Genomic DNA, 22,476 nt, shown 5'->3' on the forward strand with positions numbered 1-22,476 from the left:
GCCCGGAGTGTACAATGTACACGAGGACTGAAGGAGCGAAGCTGACGAAGAGATCCGAAGGTCATAGACGGCCGGAGTCCGAACACGGAAGTTAAGCTTCGGCGCCGATGGTAGTTAGGGGCTGTCCCCTTGTGAGAGTAGGACGTTGCCGGGCAAAGCAAAAGAGTATCCATTTGATGGGTGCTCTTTTTTTGATCTTATTCTATAAAATAGGTATTTAAGTGACTGAGTAAGAAAGTTTGTATTTTATAGAATGTTCATGAGGACAAAGTCAGGCGAAAATCAAGAAAGAGTGTCCTCATAAGGGGTTCATGAGGACAAGGTCGAACGAAAACCAAGAAAGAATGTTCTCATAGAGGGTTCATGAGGACAAAGTCGAACGAAAATCAAGAAAGAATGTCCTCATAGAGAGTTCATGAGGACAAAGTCAGGCGAAAACCAAGAAAGAATGTCCTCATAGAGAGTTCATGAGGACAAAGTCGAACGAAATCGAGGAAAGATTGTTCTCATAGAGTGTTCATGAGGACAAAGTCAGGCAAAATACAAGAAAGATTGTCCTCATAAAGGGTTCATGAGGACAAAGTCGAACGAAATCGAGGAAAGAATGTCCTCATAGAGGGTTCATGAGGACAAAGTCGAACGAAATCGAGGAAAGATTGTTCTCATAGAGGGTTCATGAGGACAAAATCAGACGAAAATCAAGAAAGTTTGTCCTCATAAAGGGTTCATGAGGACAAACTCAAACGAAATCCAAGAAAGAATGTCCTCATAAGGGGTTCATGAGGACAAAGTCGAACGAAATCCAAGAGAGATTGTCCTCATAGAGAGTTCATGAGGACAAGGTCGAACGAAATCGAAGAAAGTTTGTCCTCATAAAGGGCCTACGAGGACAAACTCAAGTAATGGAATAGAAAAGAAAAAAGAATGTCGGCATACATAAGAGGGCCCACCAAAGAGGCAAGAATTCAGCCGCTGCATAGGAATGATAAATAAGAGGTTTATGAGCTAAGATTGATGAAGCTTCGCAAGAAAAGCAGTCTTGGCGAGTGTTCGCATGAGGTAAGAATCGAGACGTTAATAAATTGAAAAAAACTACTGCGATACCAATCTGTTAAAAAGGATGCTTATTGGGAGACATTCGTTCTTTTTCATCTTCCTATATCCTTAAAAATCGTTTGAAAAGGGATAAATGTGGGGAAATTAGTAAGGAGAATCATTACTAGAATATCTTACAAAACTTATACAGAACAACCCGATCGTCACTTGCTAAGTGATCAAATCAAACGTCAAGATTCCTTCGTTGCAAATGGACGTCTTTTTCATGTATAATAAAAGTCAAATATAGTCAAAGTCAGATAGGAGGGGGTCTTTTGAGGAATATCTCCGACGTCATTGAACATTACTTAAAACAAGTTTTGGAAATGAGCGAAAAAGAGATTGTTGAAATTAAGAGAAGTGAAATTGCTGACAAGTTTCAATGTGTCCCATCTCAAATCAACTATGTGATCAATACGCGATTTACGATTGAAAAAGGTTATATTGTTGAAAGTAAAAGAGGTGGCGGAGGTTATATCCGGATTATGAGGGTACAATCTTATGATCATGCTGACCTTATTGACCAACTATTATCGATTATTCATAATCGTATATCGCAAAATAGTGCGGAAAACGTCATATATCGACTTGTTGAAGAAGAGGTTATTTCAAAGAGAGAAGCAAAGATTATGTTAAGTGTCATTGATCGATCAGTGCTATATATTGATTTGCCATACAGAGATGAGCTTCGTTCAAGAATGATAAAAGCAATGCTCACTACTCTTAAATATAAATAAAGAGAGTATAAGGGGTGATAGGACAATGAAGTGTCAGGAATGCCATGAAAGAGAAGCAACCTTGCATTTTACACAAGTTAATAATGGTGAAAAAACCGTCCTGCATTTATGTGAAAAGTGTGCTCAGGAAAAAGGAGAAGCTTTTATCGTAAACACAGGAGAATTTTCTATTAATAATTTATTAGCTGGATTGTTCAATCTACAAAATAATTTTCAACCAGCAAAGCAAGCTCCCCTTTATCAGAAAGAGGAAAGCTTACGGTGTGAAGAGTGCTCAATGACATATGAACAATTTGTCAAAATAGGTCGATTTGGTTGTTCGAATTGCTATGAAACTTTTAAAGGACAATTAAATCCTATTATTAGACGTTTGCATAGTGGGAATTGGGCCCATAATGGGAAAATACCAAGGCGAATTGGAGGAAGTCTTCATGTTCGCAAAAATATAGAAAGTCTGAAACAAACGATCCAAGAACTTGTCTCAAAGGAAGAATTTGAAAAGGCAGCAGAAATTCGCGATCAAATACGTTCATTAGAAAAACAATTAGAGCGTAGTAATGAGGGAGGAATTTAAACATGTCATTGGAGAGGTTCTTAAACCAAGCGGTTAGCTCATGGATGAGTGCGGAAGGTCCCGATTCTGACATTGTTCTAAGTTCCCGAATACGGTTGGCAAGGAATTTCAAGGATTATAAGTTTCCGACGGTATTTACAAGCGAAGAAGGACAGCAAGTGATCGATGCAGTATACAACAGTGTAAGCGGACATCCTTTTTCCTCAATTGGGGCTTTAGAACTTTTAGTAATGGATGACCTTCAGCCTTTGCACAAAAGAGTGTTAGTTGAGAAACATTTGATAAGCCCATATCTTGAAAAAAATGCGGTTTTGGGTGCTTGCATTCTTTCAGAAAATGAAGAAGTAAGTGTTATGGTGAATGAAGAGGACCATATTCGAATTCAATGCTTGTTTCCAGGCCTGCAAATTTCAGAAGCTTTAAAAGTGGCAAATGAAATTGATGATCATATTGAAAAGCAAGTAGATTATGCATATGATGAACAGATTGGCTATTTAACAAGCTGTCCAACCAATGTAGGGACAGGGATGAGGGCATCTGTCATGATGCATTTGCCAGGTCTTGTACTCACGCACCAATTAAATCGAATTATACCGGCAATCAATCAGTTAGGATTAGTTGTAAGAGGGATTTATGGTGAAGGCAGCGAGGCATTAGGGAATATTTTTCAAATATCCAATCAAATCACATTAGGAAAATCAGAAGAGGACATCGTAGAAGATCTTCAGGGTGTGGTAGCGCAGTTAATTTCCGAGGAAAGATCAGCTAGGGAAGCATTAGCAAAAACTTCAAACATACAATTAGAAGACAAAGTTTTTCGATCCTACGGGGTGTTGTCTAATTGCCGAGTCATTGAAAGTAAAGAAGCAGCAAGCTGTTTATCAGACGTTCGTTTAGGAATTGATATGGGGTATATCAAAAATATATCTAAAAATATTTTGAACGAGCTTATGATTCTTACACAGCCAGGATTTTTACAACAATATGCTGGTGGTCCCTTAAGACCAGATGAACGGGATGTAAGGCGTGCTTCATTGATAAGAGAAAGATTGAATATGGAATATTAAAAACCTAATTTGGTAGGGAGGATATAGACAATGATGTTTGGACGATTTACAGAAAGAGCGCAAAAAGTACTGGCTTTAGCCCAAGAAGAAGCAAATCGTTTAGGTCATAACAATATTGGAACAGAGCATGTATTGCTAGGTCTTGTCCGCGAAGGAGAAGGGATAGCTGCGAAAGCACTATATGCATTAGGACTGGGCTCTGACAAGATTCAAGAAGAAGTAGAGAACTTAATCGGTAGAGGTCAGGATGCTTCACAGACTCCTCATTACACGCCTAGAGCGAAAAAAGTCATCGAGCTATCGATGGATGAAGCACGAAAACTTGGTCATTCTTATGTTGGAACAGAGCATATTCTCCTTGGGTTGATTCGTGAGGGAGAAGGAGTTGCAGCGAGGGTCCTAAATAATCTAGGTGTTAGTTTAAATAAAGCTCGTCAACAAGTCCTTCAATTATTGGGAAGCAATGAATCGTCAGGACATCAAGGTGGTTCAACTGCGAGTGCGAATACGCCAACATTGGATAGTTTAGCGCGAGATTTAACGGCGATCGCTCGTGAGGGAAGTCTTGATCCAGTCATTGGCCGAAGTAAAGAAATTCAACGTGTCATTGAAGTTTTAAGTCGTCGTACAAAGAATAACCCGGTTTTAATCGGGGAGCCTGGAGTTGGTAAGACAGCAATCGCAGAAGGTCTTGCCCAACAAATCGTCAATAATGAAGTTCCTGAAATTCTACGTGATAAAAGGGTTATGACGTTGGATATGGGGACAGTCGTTGCTGGAACGAAGTATCGTGGTGAATTTGAGGACCGCTTGAAAAAGGTCATGGATGAGATTCGTCAAGCGGGGAATATTATTTTATTCATTGATGAGCTTCACACTTTAATTGGTGCAGGTGGAGCAGAAGGTGCAATTGATGCATCGAATATTTTAAAACCATCATTGGCTCGTGGTGAACTTCAATGTATTGGAGCGACTACATTAGATGAATATCGGAAATACATTGAAAAGGATGCTGCGTTAGAGCGTCGTTTCCAACCGATTACTGTGGATGAGCCGACATCTGAAGAATCCGTACAAATTTTAAAAGGCTTACGGGATCGTTATGAAGCTCATCATCGCGTATCAATTACAGATGAAGCGATTGAAGCAGCAGTTAAGTTATCGGACCGTTATATCTCTGACCGTTTCTTACCAGATAAGGCGATCGATTTAATTGATGAGGCAGGATCAAAGGTAAGACTTCGTTCATATACTACGCCTCCAAATTTAAAAGAGCTTGAAGTAAAGCTAGAAGAGGTTCGCAAAGAGAAAGATGCAGCGGTTCAAAGCCAAGAGTTTGAAAAGGCTGCGTCTCTTAGAGATTCTGAACAGCGTTTACGTGAACAATTAGAAGAAACAAAGAAAACGTGGAAGGAAAAGCAAGGCAAAGAGAATTCAGAAGTAACCGTGGAAGATATCGCAAGTGTTGTTTCGAGCTGGACCGGTATTCCTGTTTCAAAGCTTGCGCAAACAGAAACGCAAAAACTGTTAAATCTCGAAGAAATTCTTCATTCCAGAGTGATTGGTCAAGAAGAAGCGGTTAATGCCATTTCGAAAGCCGTGCGACGGGCTCGTGCAGGTTTGAAGGATCCGAAAAGACCAATTGGCTCATTTATTTTCTTAGGACCGACTGGGGTAGGGAAAACAGAGCTTGCTCGTGCGTTAGCTGAAGCGATGTTTGGCGACGAAGATGCAATGATTCGAGTGGATATGTCTGAATATATGGAGAAACATTCCACTTCACGTCTTGTTGGTTCTCCTCCAGGATATGTTGGCTATGATGAAGGTGGACAGTTAACGGAAAAGGTTCGTAGAAAGCCATACTCTGTTATCCTACTTGACGAAATTGAAAAGGCTCATCCAGATGTCTTTAACATTTTACTTCAAGTACTTGAGGATGGTCGATTGACAGACTCCAAAGGAAGAACAGTCGATTTCCGTAATACCGTTCTAATTATGACATCGAATGTCGGAGCAGAATCCTTGAAGCGTAATAAATATGTCGGCTTTAATCTTCAGGATGGTGAGCAGGATTACAAGGATATGAAGGGAAAAGTAATGGAAGAGCTGAAAAGAGCGTTCCGCCCAGAATTCCTAAATCGTATTGACGAAATTATCGTCTTCCATGCATTGGAGAAGAAGCATTTGACAAACATTGTTACGTTAATGTCTGATCAATTAATCAAACGTCTACATGAACAAGATATTAAATTACAATTAACTGAGGCGGCGATTGGGAAAATTGCTGACGAGGGCTATGATCCAGAATATGGAGCTCGTCCATTAAGAAGGGCGATTCAAAAGCATATTGAGGATCGCTTGTCTGAAGAGCTACTAAAAGGTACGGTGTTAACAGGGCAAGCTGTGATCATTGATGTAGAAAATGGTGAATTCAAAGTGAAATCGGGTACACCACAGTTAAATAAATAAGAGATGAGAGGTATTCGCATTTTCCTTGCGGATACCTCATTACTTTTTCACGGTTTGTAATATCCAAACTCCGACATTTACACTTTCGATGAGGTTTTAGAGTAGATATTATTTTGAGACACCACTTTTCGTTGCCCCTTATTGGGTTTTTAGAGGTAAAATAGGTATATATGATATAAGGGAAGTAACATTTTTTGGCGATACCCCATGTTTTTTTTTCTAACGTTTTGGATGATGAGCGATAATTAATTAGTGTGAAAAATCGATGGTAGAAGAATGAACTACGGATGAGGATGATCAGGTTGAAAAAAGTAAAAACAGTTTATATATGTTCAAGTTGTGAAACGCAGCACCCGAAATGGCAAGGATTTTGCAATGGATGTGGGGAACGAGGAACCCTAAGGGAAGAGACGAGTGGCGGGGAATCAAAACAAACAAAGCCAAGGGTAGCGAAAACGAATGTGGCCGTTAAGAGATTATTGGATACGAACTCTTCTAAAAGCGATCGATTGGTGACGTCTATCTCCGAATTTAATCGAGTCATGGGCGGTGGCATTGTCAAGGATTCCTTATCGATCATTACGGCTGTTCCTGGAGCGGGGAAATCGACACTGCTTTTACAAGTCAGTCAGGATCTGGCTTCAAAAGGGTATAAAATCCTCTATGCATCAGGAGAGGAAAGTGAAAGCCAAATCAAAAATCGTGCGGAGCGGATTTTGCCAAGTATTCATGAAAATATTTGGATTCATTCTGATACTAGTATGAATAATGTTCTAGGTATTATTGAAGCAGTCGATGCAGACATTGTTATTATTGACAGTATTCAAACTTTTGTATTAGAGGAGTACCCCTCAAGACCTGGGAGTCCGACACAAACAATGGAATGTGCCAATGCGATGCTGAAGGTCGCAAAAAGTGCCGAGCGTCCAAGAGCGGTGATGATGGTCGGGCAAATGACAAAGGATAATGAGCTAGCCGGGTTGCGTGCGTTGGAGCATTTAGTTGATACGGTTCTTGTTTTAGATGGGGAAGAAGGAGAAGAATTAAAGCAGCTTTCAGCAAGTAAAAATCGGTATGGAAGTACGGGTGAAATGGGCTTTTTCTCAATGGAAGAGGATGGTCTAAGAGCGATTGATAACCCTTCAGAATTCTTCATTACGCAAAGAAATGAAATTGTCAGCGGAAGTGCCTTAACGGTTATTAAAGAAGGGACAAGGCCGATTATTGTAGAAGTGGAGAGTTTAGTATCTCCAACATTCACACCATACCCGTCCCGAATTGGGGAGTGTATGCGTAAGGATCAGATCAATACGCTTACGGCGATATTGGAGCAGCGTGCCGGCTTACAGATGTTGACCCAAAATGTGGTTATTAAAACAACTGGGGGCATAAGGTTAAAGGAAACGTCTAGCAACCTAGCTGTTCTCATGAGTATCGTCTCCTCTTATAAAGGAAAAGGAATCCCCAATGATGTCGTGTTTATTGCTGATATCGGATTAACAGGGGAATTAAAAAAGGTGCCTACGCTAGAGGCGCGTGTTCGTGAAATTGAGCGAATGGGCTATAAAAAGGTGTACATTGCGAGAAATGGTTTGCGAAATCAACATGCTTTCAAAGACATCGAAGTGATCCCTTGCAACACATTAGCTGAAGTCATTGACAAAGTATTTAATTCTACGCCGTTTTAAAAGCAACCGGCACATCCAGGAGTAGAAGAATAGAGCGAAGGTAGCTATTGCAAAAGTTTGTCCCTTTCAAGGAAAGGGGCATTTTTTTATTGTTCCCCTCATCTATTCAAGAAAGTACAAGGGGATTCTGAATATTTCCTTTGTGAAGCCATATTCTGATAAAGAGGAAAGGATCCCTGTAACGTAATAAACCTGTACAACAAGAAAGGAATTGCAGCGTGAAGGAGGGGCAGATTTTGGAAAATAAAAAGCTAGGAGAGACACCCGTTTCGGAAATATTGCAATTGATTGCTCCAGGAACTCCCATTCGAGAAGGGATCGACAATGTGTTGCGAGCAAATACAGGTGGGCTCATTGTGTTTGGCTCTTCTGAAAAAATAAAGCATATTGTCGATGGAGGCTTTCAAATCAATTGTCCCTTTTCCCCTAGCTTTCTTTATGAATTAGCAAAAATGGATGGGGCGATTATTTTGAATGAAAGAGGAGATCAAATTTTAAACGCAAATGCTCAGCTTGCCCCAGATCCGACTATTTCTACCTCTGAAACAGGTATGCGCCATCGAACAGCAGAACGAGTGGCGAAACAAACAAAAGCACTTGTTATTGCCATTTCCCAAAGGAGAAATGTGATTACGCTATACCAAGGCAATCTCCGGTATGCGTTAAGAGAAATTGGGTTTATTTTAACGAAAGCCAATCAAGCTTTACAAACATTGGAAAAATATAAAGTTGTTTTAGAACAAAGTATCTCCAATTTAGGTGTACTCGAATTTGAAGAGGTTGTGACGTACAGTGACATGATCAAAGTCATTCATCGATTTGAAATGGTACTAAGAATTAAAAATGAACTATTAGCGTATTTATGTGAGCTTGGAACCGAGGGAAGGTTAATCCGGTTACAGATGAATGAGCTTTTGACAGATATCGAAAGAGAGGCAGCATTAATTGTTAAAGACTATGCTGCCACTACGGAGATAGAACCACAAGTTATTCTCTGTAGGTTGCAGGAGCTAGCCTATGAAGAAATGCTTGAAGATACGGCAATTCTAAAGCTACTAGGCTTCCATGGTTATGTCCATATTGATGAATTTAGAAGTCCGCGAGGCTATCGAATACTAAATAAAATTACTCGGTTACCACCTATTATTATTGAAAATTTAGTAGAGCGATTTAAAGAGCTACGTCATATTGTTGCAGCTACTGTTGAAGAGCTGGATGAAGTAGAGGGGATTGGAGAAGTTAGAGCAAGAAAGATAAAAGAAGGGTTAAAGCTTATTAAAGAGCAGCTGTTTGCGGATCGGCAAATTTGAAAAATCCATTGAATTTGATAGATGCGTATGCTAGAATAATTAGTTCTTTATAGTTAGGTCTAAAAGGGTGTTCGCTTGTATAAAACGAACGAAATTAGGTAATTAATCCCTGATAACCAATTAAAAAACGAATGATTTTTATTATACATAAAAAATTATTCGTTTTTTGTCTATTTTACCCAAAATTGACGAATCATCTCATTTGACACTTTTTTTCGAGGGTGCTACGCTTATGGTGTACGATTTTAACGTATAAGAGATGCTTATTTTGCTAACATAACAAACGCATTGCACTCTGTTAACAAAGTTAAAAATCTCTGTAATATTAGGTTTCAATTTATGGAATTTGTTTATAATGTATAAAGGAGGTGAAGGAATGTTAAAGCGAATAATTCAAGCTTGCTTCCTTATTACAGGTGGAACGCTTGGGATTTTTTTTATCGGTGATTTATTAAACTTAGTGAGTATTGGTGATATTGCGGTCATTAACAATCCTTACGTAACCGCAGTGGTTGGTGCTATTATATTTTATTTTATTACTTTTTGGGCGGTTGATTACATTGTTGATTTTGTGAAATGGGTTGAGGAATCTTTAGTTAAGGCTCCTATCACAGATATCCTCGCTGTTAGCATTGGTTTAGGCTTTGGCCTTGTCATTGCGTTTTTAGTAGGGTTCGCCCTGAATATGATAGAAGTTCCAATCGTAAATACGGTTGCGCCTATTTTGATCACATTATTATTTGGTTATTTAGGTTTCCAAGTAGGCTACAAAAAACGAGATGAGTTAATGGCGTTGTTAACTCGAAGCAAGAAGAAGCCTGTCGAGGAAGAGGTAGAAGCTACGGATAAAAACGTCCTCAAAATATTAGATACAAGTGTAATTATAGATGGGAGAATTGCAGATATTTGCCAAACTGGATTTCTTGAAGGAACAATTGTAATCCCTCAATTTGTGCTTGGTGAATTACAGCATATTGCAGATTCTTCTGATGTGTTAAAAAGAAATCGAGGTCGTCGAGGGCTAGATATCCTTAATCGTATTCAAAAGGAACTTTCTATGAATGTGGAAATTTATGAAGGGGACTTTGAAGACGTTCAAGAAGTAGATAGTAAGCTTGTGAAGCTAGCTAAGCTCACAAATGGCGTTGTTGTAACGAATGACTTTAACTTAAATAAAGTATGTGAGTTACAAAAGGTCTCTGTCTTAAACATTAATGATCTTGCGAATGCGGTGAAACCAGTTGTTCTACCTGGTGAAGAAATGAATGTCCAAGTCATTAAAGACGGGAAAGAACAAAATCAAGGAATTGCTTATTTGGATGATGGTACGATGATCGTCGTTGAAGGTGGCCGTGATTATATCGGCAAACATATTGAAGTATTGGTGACGAGCGTATTACAGACATCTGCTGGACGAATGATTTTTGCCAAGCCCAAATTATTAGAAAAAGCATTATAATGATAATAAATAGGGGCCGTCATCTGATGATGCCCCTTTAGAATGATTTTATAGTAAGGCTCCTTTTTGGGAGCTGGATTGGAGTACATTATGGCTTATCAAGTCATCATTCCTGCAGCCGGTCAAGGGAAAAGAATGGGAGCAGGGAAGAACAAGCTTTTATTGGAACTAAATGAGGTCCCTGTTTTTATTCATACTTTACGGGTGTTTGAGGAAGATGAGAGTTGCGATGGCATAATCTTAGCGATAGCTCCACAAGATGAAGACTCGTTCAAAGAATTGTTAAGTGCATACGGGATTCGTAAGGTTACCGCTTTAGTATATGGTGGGAAAGAGCGTCAACATAGTGTCTATAATGGATTAGAGGCGACCACGACAGAAGGAGTCGTGCTAGTACATGATGGGGCAAGACCTTTTATAGATATTTCGCTCATTCATCAATTGGTGACCGAGGCATCTGAACACGGAGCTGCGATTGTGGCAGTTCCTGTGAAGGATACAATCAAGCGAGTTCAACAGAACGAAGTGGTAGAGACAGTAGACAGATCTAGCTTGTGGGCGATTCAGACCCCACAAGCTTTTCGTATGTCTATTCTAAAAAAGGCCCATCAATATGCTCTTGAAACAAATTTCCTCGGAACAGATGAAGCAAGTTTAGTAGAAAGATTGCCTTTCCCGGTAAAGATTGTTGAAGGAAGTTATGATAATATAAAGCTGACAACAAAGGAAGATTTATATTTTGCTGAAGCGATTCTAAAAAAGCAAGGAGAGCGTGAACGCTAAAAATAGGTGTTTATTTGATGAACATGATGGATGAAAGGTGATAAAGGATGTTTCGAATCGGACAAGGCTTTGATGTACATCAGTTAACAGAGGGTCGACCTTTAATTATAGGTGGGATCGAGATTCCCTATGAAAAAGGGCTTCTTGGACATTCAGATGCGGATGTGCTTTTACATACAATAACAGATGCCTGCTTAGGAGCAATTGGAGAAGGGGATATTGGAAAGCATTTTCCTGATACAGACCCAGCCTTTAAGGATGCAGATTCGGCCAAACTTCTTATTCATATTTGGCAGATCATTAAGGAGAAGGGCTATGAGCTCGTGAATGCAGACTGTACGATTATTGCTCAAAAACCGAAGATGGCGCCTTTCATAGAACCAATGAAAACAAGAATTGCTCAATTGTTAGAGTGTGATCCAGGACAGATCAATGTCAAGGCGACGACAACAGAGAAGCTAGGGTTTACCGGTAGAGGAGAGGGCATCGCTGCTCAAGCGGTTGTATTGTTGCAAAAGGTGAAATAATTTCTTCGTATACAAATATGTGTCACGAAAAATGCAAACAGGAGGAAGAATTATGTCAAACGATATTCGCGTACGTTATGCACCAAGTCCAACAGGACATTTACATATAGGAAATGCTCGGACTGCATTATTTAACTATTTATTTGCACGCAATCAAGGTGGAAAATTCGTTATTCGTATAGAGGATACAGATAAAAAGCGAAATATTGCTGGTGGGGAAGAAAGTCAGCTTAAGTACTTGAAATGGCTTGGAATGGAATGGGATGAAAGCATTGATTTGGATGGGGGTTATGGTCCTTACCGTCAATCTGAGAGAAATGATATTTACGAGCAATATTATAAGGAACTTCTTGATAAAGGATTGGCCTACAAATGCTATTGCACAGAAGAAGAATTAGAAGCAGAGCGCGAAGCGCAAAGTGACTCTAAACAAATCGCCGGTTATTCTGGTCGCTGCCGCCACTTAACGGAAGAGCAAAAGCAAAAGTTCGAGGAAGAAGGCAGACAGCCGAGCATTCGTTTCCTTGTACCAGAAGGTCGAGTATATGCTTTTGATGATATGGTAAAGGGGAATGTATCCTTTGAATCCGATGGAGTTGGAGGAGACTTCGTTATTGTAAAAAAGGACGGCACGCCAACGTATAATTTTGCTGTTGCTGTCGATGATTATTTAATGAAGATTAGTCATGTGTTACGTGGGGATGACCATATTTCCAATACGCCTAAACAGTTGATGATCTTTGAAGCTCTTGGTTGGGAAGCACCTGTTTTTGGTCACATGACGTTGATCGTCAATGAGAGTCGAAAAAAATTGAGCAAACGTGATGAATCAATTATTCAATTCATCGAGCAGTACGAGGAATTGGGATATCTTCCAGAAGCGTTATTTAACTTTATAGCTTTACTTGGTTGGTCACCGGCTGGCGAAGAGGAAATCTACTCTAAAGAGGAATTAATCAAGATCTTTGATGCAGAAAGATTATCTAAGTCCCCGGCGTTGTTTGATAAGCAAAAACTAGCATGGATGAATAATCAATACATGAAAAAGCTTGAAGTTGAGAAGCTAGTAGAGCTTTCTTTGCCACATTTAATTAAAGCAGGCCGAGTGAAAGCGGATATGACAGCAGAGGAACGTCAATGGGCACAAGATTTAATCGCTCTTTACCAGGAACAAATGAGCTACGGCGCTGAGATTGTTGAACTTTCTGGATTGTTTTTCAAGGATGAGGTAGAAAGAGATGACGAGGCAGAGGCTGTTCTCGCTGATGAAGATGTTCCTACGGTATTAGCTGCCTTTTTACAAGAAGTTGAGCAAGTGGATGGATTGACGGCAGAAGGAGTTAAAGCGTCAATTAAAGCTGTACAAAAAAGTACGGGTCATAAAGGGAAGAAACTGTTCATGCCAATTCGAGTAGCGACAACAGGTCAAACGCATGGGCCAGATCTTCCAAAAGCGATTGCTCTTTTAGGGCGAGAGAAAGTAATAAATCGTTTAAAGCAACTTTTATAGGCAGATTTTGATGTAAATGTTTAATTTCTTTTAAAAAAGGGAATCTATTAGTTAACAGTTGCGTCAAAATGTAATATAGTATAAGTAAAATTACCTGATATGGCTCTCTAAGGAGAGCGTTACAATGAATAGATAGACAAAATGGTGATGAGGAAAAGTAGGAAAATGACGCTTTCAAGAGAGAACCAAGGAAAAATCGTTTCATCGATTTTTTCAGCTGAGATTGGTTTAAAGCCCCTCGTTTTCTGAAATGCACCTCTGAGTCTCACTTCGAACAGGCTTGCCTCAGTAGATTTCGAGCGGGTTGCGACCGTTATGCGCTTAAAAGTTGAGGCTGAATTTTTTTCGCCTAAACAGAGTGGAACCGCGCGGGAAAATGCGTCTCTGTCATATGGACAGAGGCGCATTTTTTTATTTTTGGGGATCATTAGGTATGAGAAGGGGGAAGAGGTTGTCATGTTTAAGATGTTGAAGGAGGATATTGATGTTGTCTTTGATCAAGATCCAGCTGCAAGAACCTATCTCGAAGTCATTTTAACCTATTCTGGTTTACATGCGATTTGGAGTCATCGAATTGCACATGCCTTTTATAAACGAAAGCTCTATTTTATTGCCCGGGTCATCTCACAAATTAGTCGTTTCTTTACCGGAATTGAAATTCATCCTGGAGCGAAAATAGGAAGACGATTTTTTATCGATCACGGAATGGGTGTTGTCATCGGGGAGACATGTGAAATTGGCGACAATGTCACAGTATTCCAAGGTGTGACACTCGGTGGTACGGGGAAAGAAAAGGGGAAGCGTCATCCGACAATCAAGGATAATGCCTTGATAGCTACTGGAGCAAAAGTACTAGGTTCGATTACAGTGGGGGAAAATTCTAAAATAGGTGCAGGTTCAGTTGTTCTGAAGGAGGTTCCGCCAAATTCAACGGTCGTTGGTATTCCAGGTAAAGTAGTCATTCAGGACGGCGTAAGACTCAACAAGGATTTAAACCATTCAGACCTTCCAGATCCGGTTGCTGATCGATTTAAAGAGGTTGAACAAAAAGTGAAGGAATTACAAAAGGAAATAGAGGAGTTACAGCGAGAAAGGAGCTTTTAGAATGGCGATTAAAATTTATAATACGCTAACAAGACAGAAAGAAGATTTTATGCCCTTGGAAGAGGGGAAAGTGAAAATGTATGTGTGTGGTCCAACTGTATACAACTATATTCATATTGGGAATGCTCGCCCGGCCATTGTCTTTGATACGGTGAGAAGATATTTTCAATTCCGTGGTTATGATGTGCAGTTTATTTCTAATTTCACTGATGTGGACGATAAACTCATACGTGTAGCCAATGAACTAGGAGAAGAAGTCCCTGATATCGCCGATCGCTTTATCACGGCTTATCATGAAGATGTGCATGCATTAGGATGTCAAGCAGCAGATGTTCATCCGCGTGTTACGGAAAATATGGATATTATTATTGATTTTATTCGTACGCTAATTGAAAAAGGGTTTGCTTATGAATCAGAAGGAGACGTTTACTACCATACACGTATGTTTAAAGAGTATGGCAAGCTTTCACATCAGTCGATTGACGAACTAAGAGTCGGCGCACGTATTGCGGTTGGCGAGAAGAAACAGGATGCGCTTGATTTTGCCCTTTGGAAAGCGGTGAAACCTGGTGAAATTTCTTGGGATAGTCCTTGGGGTAAAGGAAGACCTGGTTGGCATATTGAATGCTCTGCGATGGCGAGAAAATATTTAGGTGATACCATCGATATCCACGCAGGTGGGCAAGATCTAGCCTTCCCACATCATGAGAATGAAATTGCCCAATCCGAGGCATTAACTGGAAAGGAATTCGCTCGGTATTGGATGCACAATGGCTATATCAACATTGATAATGAAAAAATGTCTAAATCATTAGGGAATTTTGTTCTTGTTCATGACATTATTAAAAGACATGATCCGCAAGTGTTACGATTCTTTATGCTGTCTGTCCATTATCGCAATCCAATCAACTATTCTGAGGAGTTGCTTGTTCATACCCAATCAGCACTTGAACGGATAAAGACGTCCTATCAGAATGTAAAGCACCGTCAAGAAGCAAGTACGGATCTAACGGATAATAATCAGCAATGGATCGAAAAAATCGAAGGGCTAAGAGCTCAGTTTATCGAAGCAATGGATGATGATTTTAATACAGCGAATGGAATTTCTGTGTTGTTTGAATTATCGAAGCTTGCTAATTTATATTTGATCGAAAAGAATACTTCTGTTGAAGTAATTGATGCACTGATGGCTGAATTTAAGGGACTATTTGACGTGTTGGGGCTTAAGCTTGAAGATGAAGCACTACTAGACGAAGAGATCGATGCGTTGATTCAGAAGCGAATTCAGGCTCGTAAGGATCGGAATTTCCAGTTAGCTGATGAAATTCGTGACCAACTAAAGGATATGAATATTATTTTAGAGGATACTCCTCAAGGTACTCGTTGGAAAAGAGGCTAACAGATGCTTCAATATGAAAACAATTTAGAAGTGAAACAATTGAATAGTTTAGCATTAGCTTACATGGGTGATGCTGTGTTTGAGGTATATGTTCGTGAACACCTTTTGCATAATGGGCGGGTTAAGCCGCATCACCTCCATAAAGAAGCAACGAAATATGTATCTGCAAAGGCGCAGGCAATGATGATTCATCATTTTCTTGATGAAAAGCTACTGACAGATGAAGAGACAGCCGTTGTAATGAGAGGCAGAAATGCGAAGTCAGGTACCGTACCAAAGAACACAGATGTGCAAACGTATCGGTACGGTACGGCTTTTGAAGCGTTGATTGGCTATCTATATTTATTAAAAAGAGAAGAGCGGTTAGATGAGATTGTGAAGAAATCATTAGATATTGTTCGTGGACAGAAAGGAGGAGCCTAATTTGAGTCAAGATTACATTATTGGGAAAAACCCTGTAATTGAAGCGTTAAAATCGGATCGGGATGTCAACAAAGTATTAATTGCAGAGGGCTCTCAAAAAGGGCAGATGCAACAAGTGATAGGGTTAGCAAAAGAACGAAATGTCATGGTGCAATTTGTACCGAAGAAAAAAATTGATGGTTTGGTCGAAGGGAATCATCAAGGAGTCGTTGCTCAAGTTGCTGCCTATCAATATGCGGAACTAGATGATCTATTTTCCTTGGCAGAGAAGAGGAATGAGGCTCCTTTCTTTATCCTGTTAGACGAAATTGAAGATCCCCATAATTTAGGATCGATTATGAGAACAGCTGATGCAGTCGGTGCTCACGGCATTATTATTCCAAAACGAAGAGCGGTAGGTTTAACGGCAACGGTTGCGAAAGCGTCAACGGGAGCGATTGAATATATCCCAGTTGTTAGAGTGACCAATATGGCGAGAACGATTGATGAATTGAAAGAACGTGGTGTTTGGATAGCTGGAACAGACGCAAAAGGAAAAGAAGACTTTCGTCAATTTGATGGGACGCTACCACTAGGTCTTGTAATTGGAAGTGAAGGGAAAGGGATGGGTCGTTTAATTAGAGATAAGTGTGACTTTCTTATCCGTTTGCCGATGAAAGGGAAAGTAACTTCCTTGAATGCTTCCGTTGCGGCAGCACTACTCATGTACGAAGTGTTTCGCAAACGTTCCCCTCTTGGGTGAAGAACATGGACATCCTGATTGTAGATGGCTATAACATAATCGGTGATTGGCCTGAACTTAAAGCATTGAAACATAAAGATTTAGCTGCTGCGAGAGATCGACTGGTCGAAAAAATGGCGGAATATCAAGCGTATTCAGGGTATCGAGTCATTGTTGTCTTTGATGCACAATACGTTAAAGGGACTGAAAAAAAATATCGCAATTTCAAAGTTGATGTTATTTTCACGAGAAATAATGAGACGGCAGACGAAAGAATTGAAAAACTTGCTATTTCTCTAAATAATCGCAAGACACAAATCCATGTGGCCACATCTGATTACACAGAACAATGGGCGATTTTTGGACAAGGAGCGTTGCGTAAATCAGCAAGAGAGCTATTGATAGAGATGGAATCGATTGAACGAAGGATCGAAAAAAAGGTCAAAAAAATTCAAGACCTTGGACCGAATTCAAAGATTCCTCTTAGCAAGGAAGTGGCAGAAATTTTTGAAAAATGGCGACGAGGCGAGAGATGACAGGTTGACGGGGTAAAAAAAGCTACTGTATAATATTGCTAACTAGCTTGTACGGTCGGGGGGATCCTAGTGAGTACTGACTACGGAACAAAAGGAAACGAAAGTTTTATCAATTATGTTCAGCTGGAAGATGAAGAGTTGGTGGAGATGGTTCATCAAGGTGCAGGTGAGGCCTTGGATTTCCTCATTCACAAGTACCGTAATTTCGTGCGGGCAAAAGCTAGGTCCTATTTTTTAATTGGCGCAGATAAAGAGGATATTGTCCAAGAAGGCATGATTGGTTTATATAAGGCCATTCGTGATTTCAAAGAGGACAAGCTCACTTCTTTTAAAGCGTTTGCGGAGCTATGTATCACAAGACAAATTATAACTGCGATCAAAACGGCAACAAGGCAAAAACATATTCCGCTAAATTCGTACGTATCGTTGGACAAGCCGATCTATGATGAAGAATCAGATCGAACGTTAATGGATGTTATCTCTGGTGCGAAGGTGATGGATCCGGAAGAGCTGATTATCAATCAAGAAGAGTTTGATCATATCGAGGTAAAAATGTCTGAGCTCTTGAGTGATTTAGAGCGTAAGGTTTTGGCCTTGTATTTGGATGGACAATCTTACCAAGAAATATCTGAAGAGTTAAATCGACATGTGAAGTCCATTGACAATGCCCTCCAACGAGTCAAGAGGAAGTTAGAGAGATATCTAGAAGTAAGAGAACTGACGTTGTGATAGTAGGTGCTTACTCCTATTTCATATTGACAGTGTAACTTGTCCGTGATACAGTTTTAGAGAAAAACTGTTCCGTGCGGATTGTCGTATTTGCAATGGTTTTAATACCGACCAATGCAGTTTATACTGGGCGGCGTATCGCAGTTAGTGTGTGCGGACTCTTATCATGTTCGAGTAGGCTAACTGAAAGAAACAATGATTGAGAAAAATGTAGTAGGTGACCAAGATGATAAAGAAGGTTGCTCTTGCCTGTTCTCAGTGTGGAAGTAGGAATTATTCAACTGCAAGCAAGAAGGAATCGGAGCGTTTGGAATTAAACAAATTTTGCAACACATGCAATGCACACACGCTTCATCGTGAAACGAAATAATTGGATTTAAATAGATAGATATTCTTCTAAGTGGCCAATTCCGAAGTAAGCTTGAATAGCCATGTCAAAGTCTTCTTAGAACAGCAATTCCTTAAAAAGTTGGAGGTCTCACTCATGCAACGCATCGTAAATTTTTTCAAAGACGTCGGCCGTGAAATGGGAAAAGTCAGTTGGCCGAAAAGGAAAGAACTAACAAGTTATACGATTACCGTTTTAGTGACTGTTATTTTCTTTACCCTTTTCTTTGCAGTAATCGATTTAGGAATTTCTGAATTGATTCGTTTAATTCCTTGAATAACACCCATGTCTTAATGGTATAATGGAAAATATGATAGGAATTTTTTTCAAAGCCCGGTGACGGGTTTTTTAATTTGCAAAAAAATAGACAAGCATGATGTTTTTAATGATGGGATGCCTGTGATGAGATTAGAAATCTAGGGATCGCTTTATTGAACGGAAGTTTTGCCTTTTGAGTGTGCGGGAGATTTACGTAAGCTCATTGAGGAGAATTTGATTTGTGTAGGGAGGGAAGGACATAGCGTCCTGACAAATGGAAAAAAATTGGTATGTTGTTCATACTTACTCAGGCTACGAAAATAAGGTAAAAACAAACCTAGAGAAACGTGTAGAAACGATGGGAATGCAGGATAAGATTTTCCGTGTAATCGTGCCAGAGGAAGAAGAAACTGATATTAAAAATGGTAAGAAAAAAACAGTGAAGCGCAAAGTGTTTCCAGGCTACGTTTTAGTTGAAATCATCATGACGGACGATTCTTGGTATGTAGTGCGTAATACTCCGGGAGTAACAGGGTTCGTTGGTTCAGCGGGTTCTGGTTCAAAACCGACTCCGCTTTTACCAGAAGAGATCAATTCGATTCTGAAGACATTAGGTGTTGAAGAGAGAAGAATTGATATTGACTTTGAAATTGGGGAAACGGTTCGAGTGAAAGAGGGTCCGTTTGCGAACTTTACTGGATCTATTGAAGAGATTGATAAAGATAAAGCGAAGCTCAAAGTACTTGTTAATATGTTTGGCCGTGACACGCCGGTGGAACTTGAGTTTACACAAATTGACAAATTATAAAAGGTGTAGAGTGGCGACTGGTTCGCAAGAAGAACTAGTTGACGAACTTGCGTTTTTAGTAGGTTAGAATCTATCCTTTCATTTCTTTTTCAAAAAAACTTGAAATCGACTTTGAAAAGTGATAATATTTCATAGGTCAGTATGTCTCGAGAAAGAGACAAAATATTGCCGAGATCTTTATTTATGATATAAAGACAACTTGTTGAGTGGGAGGGTTGGTTTTTACTGTTGTAAATTCACCCTATTACCACATCACGGACTTTAAGGAGGTGTGTCTCGTGGCTAAAAAAGTAATTAAGGTCGTAAAATTGCAGATTCCTGCAGCTAAAGCGAATCCAGCACCACCAGTTGGACCGGCACTAGGTCAAGCAGGTGTAAACATCATGGGATTCTGTAAAGAGTTTAACGCTCGTACAGCTGAACAAGCTGGTTTAATCATACCTGTTGAAATTACGGTATTTGAAGACCGTTCATTTACATTTATTACGAAAACTCCACCTGCTGCCGTTCTTCTTAAGAAAGCAGCTGGAATCGAGTCTGGTTCTGGTGAACCAAACCGTAATAAGGTAGCAACAGTTAAGCGTGATAAAGTACGCGAGATTGCTGAATCAAAAATGCCTGATTTAAATGCAGCTAGTGTTGAAGCAGCTATGCGCATGGTTGAAGGTACTGCACGCAGCATGGGTATCGTTATCGAAGACTAATTCATGCTTAGTTTTAAGGTTGATTAAAGGGGGTTGCGACGTTGAATTTGGTTTCACTCGCAACCTTTGTTTTGCCGAAAAACGCCTAGCGCTTTTCGTTTTGTCTAGCTCCAGAGCCTATGGGCTCGAGTGGAAAATTGAAATAACATTTTCCCTTGGTCATAAGCCAATCCGTCAAGGAGGTTAAAGTACAAACCTCCATGCCGACTCGTCTTATGCTTGTCGCCCATGAACAAGGCTCTTGCGCTTTTCTAAGTGGGAGGTTATCCGCTAAAACCACATTTCAGGGAGGAAATAAAAATGACTAAAAAAGGTAAGAAGTATTTAGAAGCTACAAAGCTTGTAGATCGTCTAAAAGCTTATCCTGTAGTAGAAGCAATTGATCTTGCAAAGAAAACAAACTTTGCTAAATTTGATGCAACTGTTGAAGCGGCATTTCGTTTAGGAGTAGATCCTAAGAAAGCTGACCAACAAATCCGTGGAGCTGTTGTTCTTCCAAACGGAACTGGTAAAACTCAACGTGTATTAGTTTTCGCTAAAGGCGAAAAAATGAAAGAAGCAGAAGCTGCTGGTGCAGATTATGTTGGAGATGCAGAATACATCAACAAAATCAACCAAGGTTGGTTCGAATTTGATGTGATCGTAGCAACTCCAGATATGATGGGTGAAGTTGGTAAACTTGGTCGTGTATTAGGACCTAAAGGTTTAATGCCAAACCCTAAAACTGGAACCGTTACTTTTGATGTAACAAAAGCTGTTAACGAAATCAAAGCTGGTAAAGTAGAATACCGTGTTGATAAATCTGGTAACATTCATGTGCCAATCGGTAAAGCTTCATTTGAAAACGAAAAGTTGGTTGAAAACTTCAACACAATTTTCGAAACATTAATGAAAGCTAAGCCTGCAGCTGCAAAAGGAACTTACATGAAAAATGTAACAGTTACGACAACAATGGGACCAGGGGTTAAGGTTGATCCTTCATCTTCTGCTGCGAAATAATTTAAATATAAATTGACAACAAGAATTATATTTTATATAATAGATTCTGTTGTGAAAAATAAATAACATTTGTACCGCAGACAGTAGGGGCCATACGGCTTAAACTTCCCTACCGAGGTCATACGATAGATGAAAGATTTAGTTGTACTACGACTATTGTATACTCCCTCCATGTCTGTTAGATGTGGAGGTTTTTTATTGCATCGGTATAAGTGTAGAAATCTACAGGAGGTGTAAAGATGGGCAACGCTATCGAACAAAAACAAACAATCGTTGACGAGATTGCTGGTAAACTTAAGTCAAGTGTATCCACAGTTGTCGTTGATTACCGTGGTTTAAACGTTGCAGAAGTTACTGAACTTCGTAAACAACTTCGTGAAGCTGGAGTAGAATTCAAAGTTTACAAAAACACTTTGACTCGTCGTGCTACAGTAGCTACTGAACTTACTGGATTGAATGAGGTTCTTACTGGACCAAACGCAATTGCGTTCAGTGCAGAAGATGTAGTCGCACCAGCGAAAATCATTAACGAATTTGCGAAAAAGCATGAAGCACTTGAAATTAAAGCAGGTGTTATCGAAGGTAATGTAGCAACTGTTGATGACATTAAAGCTCTTGCAGATCTACCATCTCGCGAAGGCTTACTATCTATGTTACTCAGCGTGCTTCAAGCACCTATCCGCAACCTTGCTCTTGCTACAAAAGCTGTGGCAGATCAAAAAGAAGAACAAGGCGCATAAGCTAGAAATTTTGATTGGTATTTAAAATAAACGAAAAACATTCCAAGGAGGAAATTATATCATGACTAAAGAACAAATCATTGAAGCAGTTAAAAATATGACTGTTTTAGAATTAAATGACCTAGTAAAAGCTATTGAAGAAGAATTTGGCGTAACTGCTGCTGCTCCTGTAGCTGTTATGGGTGGAGCTGCTGCTGGTGGCGCTGCTGAAGAAAAAACTGAATTTGATGTTGTTCTTGCTTCTGCAGGAGATCAAAAAATCAAAGTTATCAAGGTTGTTCGTGAAATCACAGGTCTTGGACTTAAAGAAGCAAAAGAACTTGTTGATAACACTCCAAAACCAGTTAAAGAAGGAGCTTCTAAAGAAGAAGCTGAAGAAATCAAAGCTAAGCTTGAAGAAGTTGGAGCTGGCGTAGAAGTTAAGTAATTTCTTTTATCAATAAAAAGC

At 39.7% G+C, this 22,476-nt stretch carries 23 protein-coding genes and 1 other annotated feature; all 23 genes read left to right on the top strand.

The features are described from left to right. The first annotated feature begins 1,370 nt into the window (after positions 1 to 1,370). Positions 1,371 to 1,832, top strand: coding sequence for a CtsR family transcriptional regulator (locus tag BMSHG_RS24230; protein WP_019157053.1), 462 nt, complete (start codon positions 1,371 to 1,373; stop codon positions 1,830 to 1,832). Between the two features lie 25 nt (positions 1,833 to 1,857). Next, entirely contained in the window at positions 1,858 to 2,406 is a 549-nt protein-coding gene (locus BMSHG_RS24235) for a UvrB/UvrC motif-containing protein (RefSeq protein ID WP_019157054.1), read from the top strand. Positions 2,407 to 2,408: 2 nt separating this feature from the next. Beyond that, positions 2,409 to 3,473, top strand: coding sequence for a protein arginine kinase (locus BMSHG_RS24240; protein ID WP_019157055.1), 1,065 nt, complete (start codon positions 2,409 to 2,411; stop codon positions 3,471 to 3,473). Positions 3,474 to 3,503: 30 nt separating this feature from the next. After that, the gene (clpC, locus tag BMSHG_RS24245) at positions 3,504 to 5,942 is read left to right on the top strand and encodes an ATP-dependent protease ATP-binding subunit ClpC (protein ID WP_019157056.1); all 2,439 of its coding nucleotides are present in this window, start codon (positions 3,504 to 3,506) and stop codon (positions 5,940 to 5,942) included. A 293-nt stretch (positions 5,943 to 6,235) separates the two neighbouring features. Then, positions 6,236 to 7,630 carry a DNA repair protein RadA gene (gene radA / locus BMSHG_RS24250; RefSeq protein ID WP_148347035.1) on the top strand — a complete coding sequence of 465 codons (1,395 nt, stop codon included), beginning with the start codon at positions 6,236 to 6,238 and terminating at the stop codon, positions 7,628 to 7,630. 236 nt (positions 7,631 to 7,866) lie between these two features. Then, positions 7,867 to 8,940, top strand: a complete 1,074-nt coding sequence (disA, locus tag BMSHG_RS24255) for a DNA integrity scanning diadenylate cyclase DisA (protein WP_019157058.1) — start codon at positions 7,867 to 7,869, stop codon at positions 8,938 to 8,940. 376 nt (positions 8,941 to 9,316) lie between these two features. Continuing rightward, complete coding sequence (locus BMSHG_RS24260) at positions 9,317 to 10,399, top strand: PIN/TRAM domain-containing protein (protein WP_019157059.1); 1,083 nt, start codon at positions 9,317 to 9,319, stop codon at positions 10,397 to 10,399. A gap of 90 nt (positions 10,400 to 10,489) precedes the next feature. Beyond that, on the top strand, positions 10,490 to 11,182 hold the full coding sequence (ispD, locus tag BMSHG_RS24265; protein WP_019157060.1) for a 2-C-methyl-D-erythritol 4-phosphate cytidylyltransferase: 693 nt from the start codon (positions 10,490 to 10,492) through the stop codon (positions 11,180 to 11,182). A 47-nt stretch (positions 11,183 to 11,229) separates the two neighbouring features. Then, complete coding sequence (gene ispF, locus BMSHG_RS24270) at positions 11,230 to 11,709, top strand: 2-C-methyl-D-erythritol 2,4-cyclodiphosphate synthase (protein ID WP_019157061.1); 480 nt, start codon at positions 11,230 to 11,232, stop codon at positions 11,707 to 11,709. Between the two features lie 52 nt (positions 11,710 to 11,761). Further along, positions 11,762 to 13,219, top strand: coding sequence for a glutamate--tRNA ligase (gene gltX, locus BMSHG_RS24275; protein WP_019157062.1), 1,458 nt, complete (start codon positions 11,762 to 11,764; stop codon positions 13,217 to 13,219). A gap of 456 nt (positions 13,220 to 13,675) precedes the next feature. Continuing rightward, complete coding sequence (gene cysE, locus BMSHG_RS24285; RefSeq protein WP_026073611.1) at positions 13,676 to 14,323, top strand: serine O-acetyltransferase; 648 nt, start codon at positions 13,676 to 13,678, stop codon at positions 14,321 to 14,323. 1 nt (position 14,324) lies between these two features. Then, entirely contained in the window at positions 14,325 to 15,722 is a 1,398-nt protein-coding gene (gene cysS / locus BMSHG_RS24290; protein ID WP_019157065.1) for a cysteine--tRNA ligase, read from the top strand. 3 nt (positions 15,723 to 15,725) lie between these two features. Further along, on the top strand, positions 15,726 to 16,145 hold the full coding sequence (locus BMSHG_RS24295; protein WP_019157066.1) for a Mini-ribonuclease 3: 420 nt from the start codon (positions 15,726 to 15,728) through the stop codon (positions 16,143 to 16,145). Position 16,146: 1 nt separating this feature from the next. Continuing rightward, a complete protein-coding gene (gene rlmB, locus BMSHG_RS24300) occupies positions 16,147 to 16,887 on the top strand; it encodes a 23S rRNA (guanosine(2251)-2'-O)-methyltransferase RlmB (RefSeq protein ID WP_019157067.1) in 741 nt (246 codons plus the stop codon). Positions 16,888 to 16,892: 5 nt separating this feature from the next. After that, positions 16,893 to 17,402 (top strand): NYN domain-containing protein, encoded by a 510-nt coding sequence (locus BMSHG_RS24305; RefSeq protein WP_019157068.1) that lies wholly within the window; start codon positions 16,893 to 16,895, stop codon positions 17,400 to 17,402. 69 nt (positions 17,403 to 17,471) lie between these two features. Continuing rightward, positions 17,472 to 18,131 carry an RNA polymerase sporulation sigma factor SigH gene (gene sigH / locus BMSHG_RS24310; RefSeq protein ID WP_019157069.1) on the top strand — a complete coding sequence of 220 codons (660 nt, stop codon included), beginning with the start codon at positions 17,472 to 17,474 and terminating at the stop codon, positions 18,129 to 18,131. A gap of 226 nt (positions 18,132 to 18,357) precedes the next feature. Next, a complete protein-coding gene (gene rpmG, locus BMSHG_RS27945) occupies positions 18,358 to 18,501 on the top strand; it encodes a 50S ribosomal protein L33 (protein WP_083879427.1) in 144 nt (47 codons plus the stop codon). A gap of 114 nt (positions 18,502 to 18,615) precedes the next feature. After that, complete coding sequence (secE, locus tag BMSHG_RS24315; protein ID WP_019157070.1) at positions 18,616 to 18,795, top strand: preprotein translocase subunit SecE; 180 nt, start codon at positions 18,616 to 18,618, stop codon at positions 18,793 to 18,795. Between the two features lie 256 nt (positions 18,796 to 19,051). Next, positions 19,052 to 19,585, top strand: coding sequence for a transcription termination/antitermination protein NusG (gene nusG / locus BMSHG_RS24320; protein ID WP_019157071.1), 534 nt, complete (start codon positions 19,052 to 19,054; stop codon positions 19,583 to 19,585). Between the two features lie 278 nt (positions 19,586 to 19,863). Then, positions 19,864 to 20,289: a 50S ribosomal protein L11 gene (gene rplK, locus BMSHG_RS24325; RefSeq protein WP_019157072.1), complete on the top strand. Its 426-nt coding sequence runs from the start codon at positions 19,864 to 19,866 to the stop codon at positions 20,287 to 20,289. A gap of 255 nt (positions 20,290 to 20,544) precedes the next feature. Further along, entirely contained in the window at positions 20,545 to 21,288 is a 744-nt protein-coding gene (rplA, locus tag BMSHG_RS24330) for a 50S ribosomal protein L1 (protein ID WP_026073613.1), read from the top strand. A gap of 56 nt (positions 21,289 to 21,344) precedes the next feature. After that, positions 21,345 to 21,494: a sequence feature (ribosomal protein L10 leader region), on the top strand. A 33-nt stretch (positions 21,495 to 21,527) separates the two neighbouring features. Next, positions 21,528 to 22,028, top strand: a complete 501-nt coding sequence (rplJ, locus tag BMSHG_RS24335) for a 50S ribosomal protein L10 (protein ID WP_019157075.1) — start codon at positions 21,528 to 21,530, stop codon at positions 22,026 to 22,028. A gap of 61 nt (positions 22,029 to 22,089) precedes the next feature. Continuing rightward, positions 22,090 to 22,455: a 50S ribosomal protein L7/L12 gene (gene rplL / locus BMSHG_RS24340; protein WP_019157076.1), complete on the top strand. Its 366-nt coding sequence runs from the start codon at positions 22,090 to 22,092 to the stop codon at positions 22,453 to 22,455. Positions 22,456 to 22,476 lie beyond the last annotated feature (21 nt).

The organism is Robertmurraya massiliosenegalensis JC6 (genome assembly GCF_000311725.1).
GTDB lineage: Bacteria > Bacillota > Bacilli > Bacillales > Cytobacillaceae > Robertmurraya > Robertmurraya massiliosenegalensis.

Bases quoted from the DNA above. Each gene is read 5' to 3' on its own strand.
- rplL (WP_019157076.1), top strand. From the start codon at position 22,090: ATGACTAAAGAACAAATCATTGAAGCAGTTAAAAATATGACTGTTTTA.
- BMSHG_RS24295 (WP_019157066.1), top strand. From the start codon at position 15,726: ATGCTTCAATATGAAAACAATTTAGAAGTGAAACAATTGAATAGTTTA.
- BMSHG_RS24305 (WP_019157068.1), top strand. From the start codon at position 16,893: ATGGACATCCTGATTGTAGATGGCTATAACATAATCGGTGATTGGCCT.
- radA (WP_148347035.1), top strand. From the start codon at position 6,236: ATGATCAGGTTGAAAAAAGTAAAAACAGTTTATATATGTTCAAGTTGT.
- nusG (WP_019157071.1), top strand. From the start codon at position 19,052: ATGGAAAAAAATTGGTATGTTGTTCATACTTACTCAGGCTACGAAAAT.
- cysS (WP_019157065.1), top strand. From the start codon at position 14,325: ATGGCGATTAAAATTTATAATACGCTAACAAGACAGAAAGAAGATTTT.
- clpC (WP_019157056.1), top strand. From the start codon at position 3,504: ATGATGTTTGGACGATTTACAGAAAGAGCGCAAAAAGTACTGGCTTTA.
- secE (WP_019157070.1), top strand. From the start codon at position 18,616: ATGCAACGCATCGTAAATTTTTTCAAAGACGTCGGCCGTGAAATGGGA.
- gltX (WP_019157062.1), top strand. From the start codon at position 11,762: ATGTCAAACGATATTCGCGTACGTTATGCACCAAGTCCAACAGGACAT.
- BMSHG_RS24235 (WP_019157054.1), top strand. From the start codon at position 1,858: ATGAAGTGTCAGGAATGCCATGAAAGAGAAGCAACCTTGCATTTTACA.
- ispF (WP_019157061.1), top strand. From the start codon at position 11,230: ATGTTTCGAATCGGACAAGGCTTTGATGTACATCAGTTAACAGAGGGT.
- rplJ (WP_019157075.1), top strand. From the start codon at position 21,528: ATGGGCAACGCTATCGAACAAAAACAAACAATCGTTGACGAGATTGCT.
- cysE (WP_026073611.1), top strand. From the start codon at position 13,676: ATGTTTAAGATGTTGAAGGAGGATATTGATGTTGTCTTTGATCAAGAT.
- ispD (WP_019157060.1), top strand. From the start codon at position 10,490: ATGGCTTATCAAGTCATCATTCCTGCAGCCGGTCAAGGGAAAAGAATG.
- BMSHG_RS24260 (WP_019157059.1), top strand. From the start codon at position 9,317: ATGTTAAAGCGAATAATTCAAGCTTGCTTCCTTATTACAGGTGGAACG.
- BMSHG_RS24240 (WP_019157055.1), top strand. From the start codon at position 2,409: ATGTCATTGGAGAGGTTCTTAAACCAAGCGGTTAGCTCATGGATGAGT.
- rpmG (WP_083879427.1), top strand. From the start codon at position 18,358: ATGATAAAGAAGGTTGCTCTTGCCTGTTCTCAGTGTGGAAGTAGGAAT.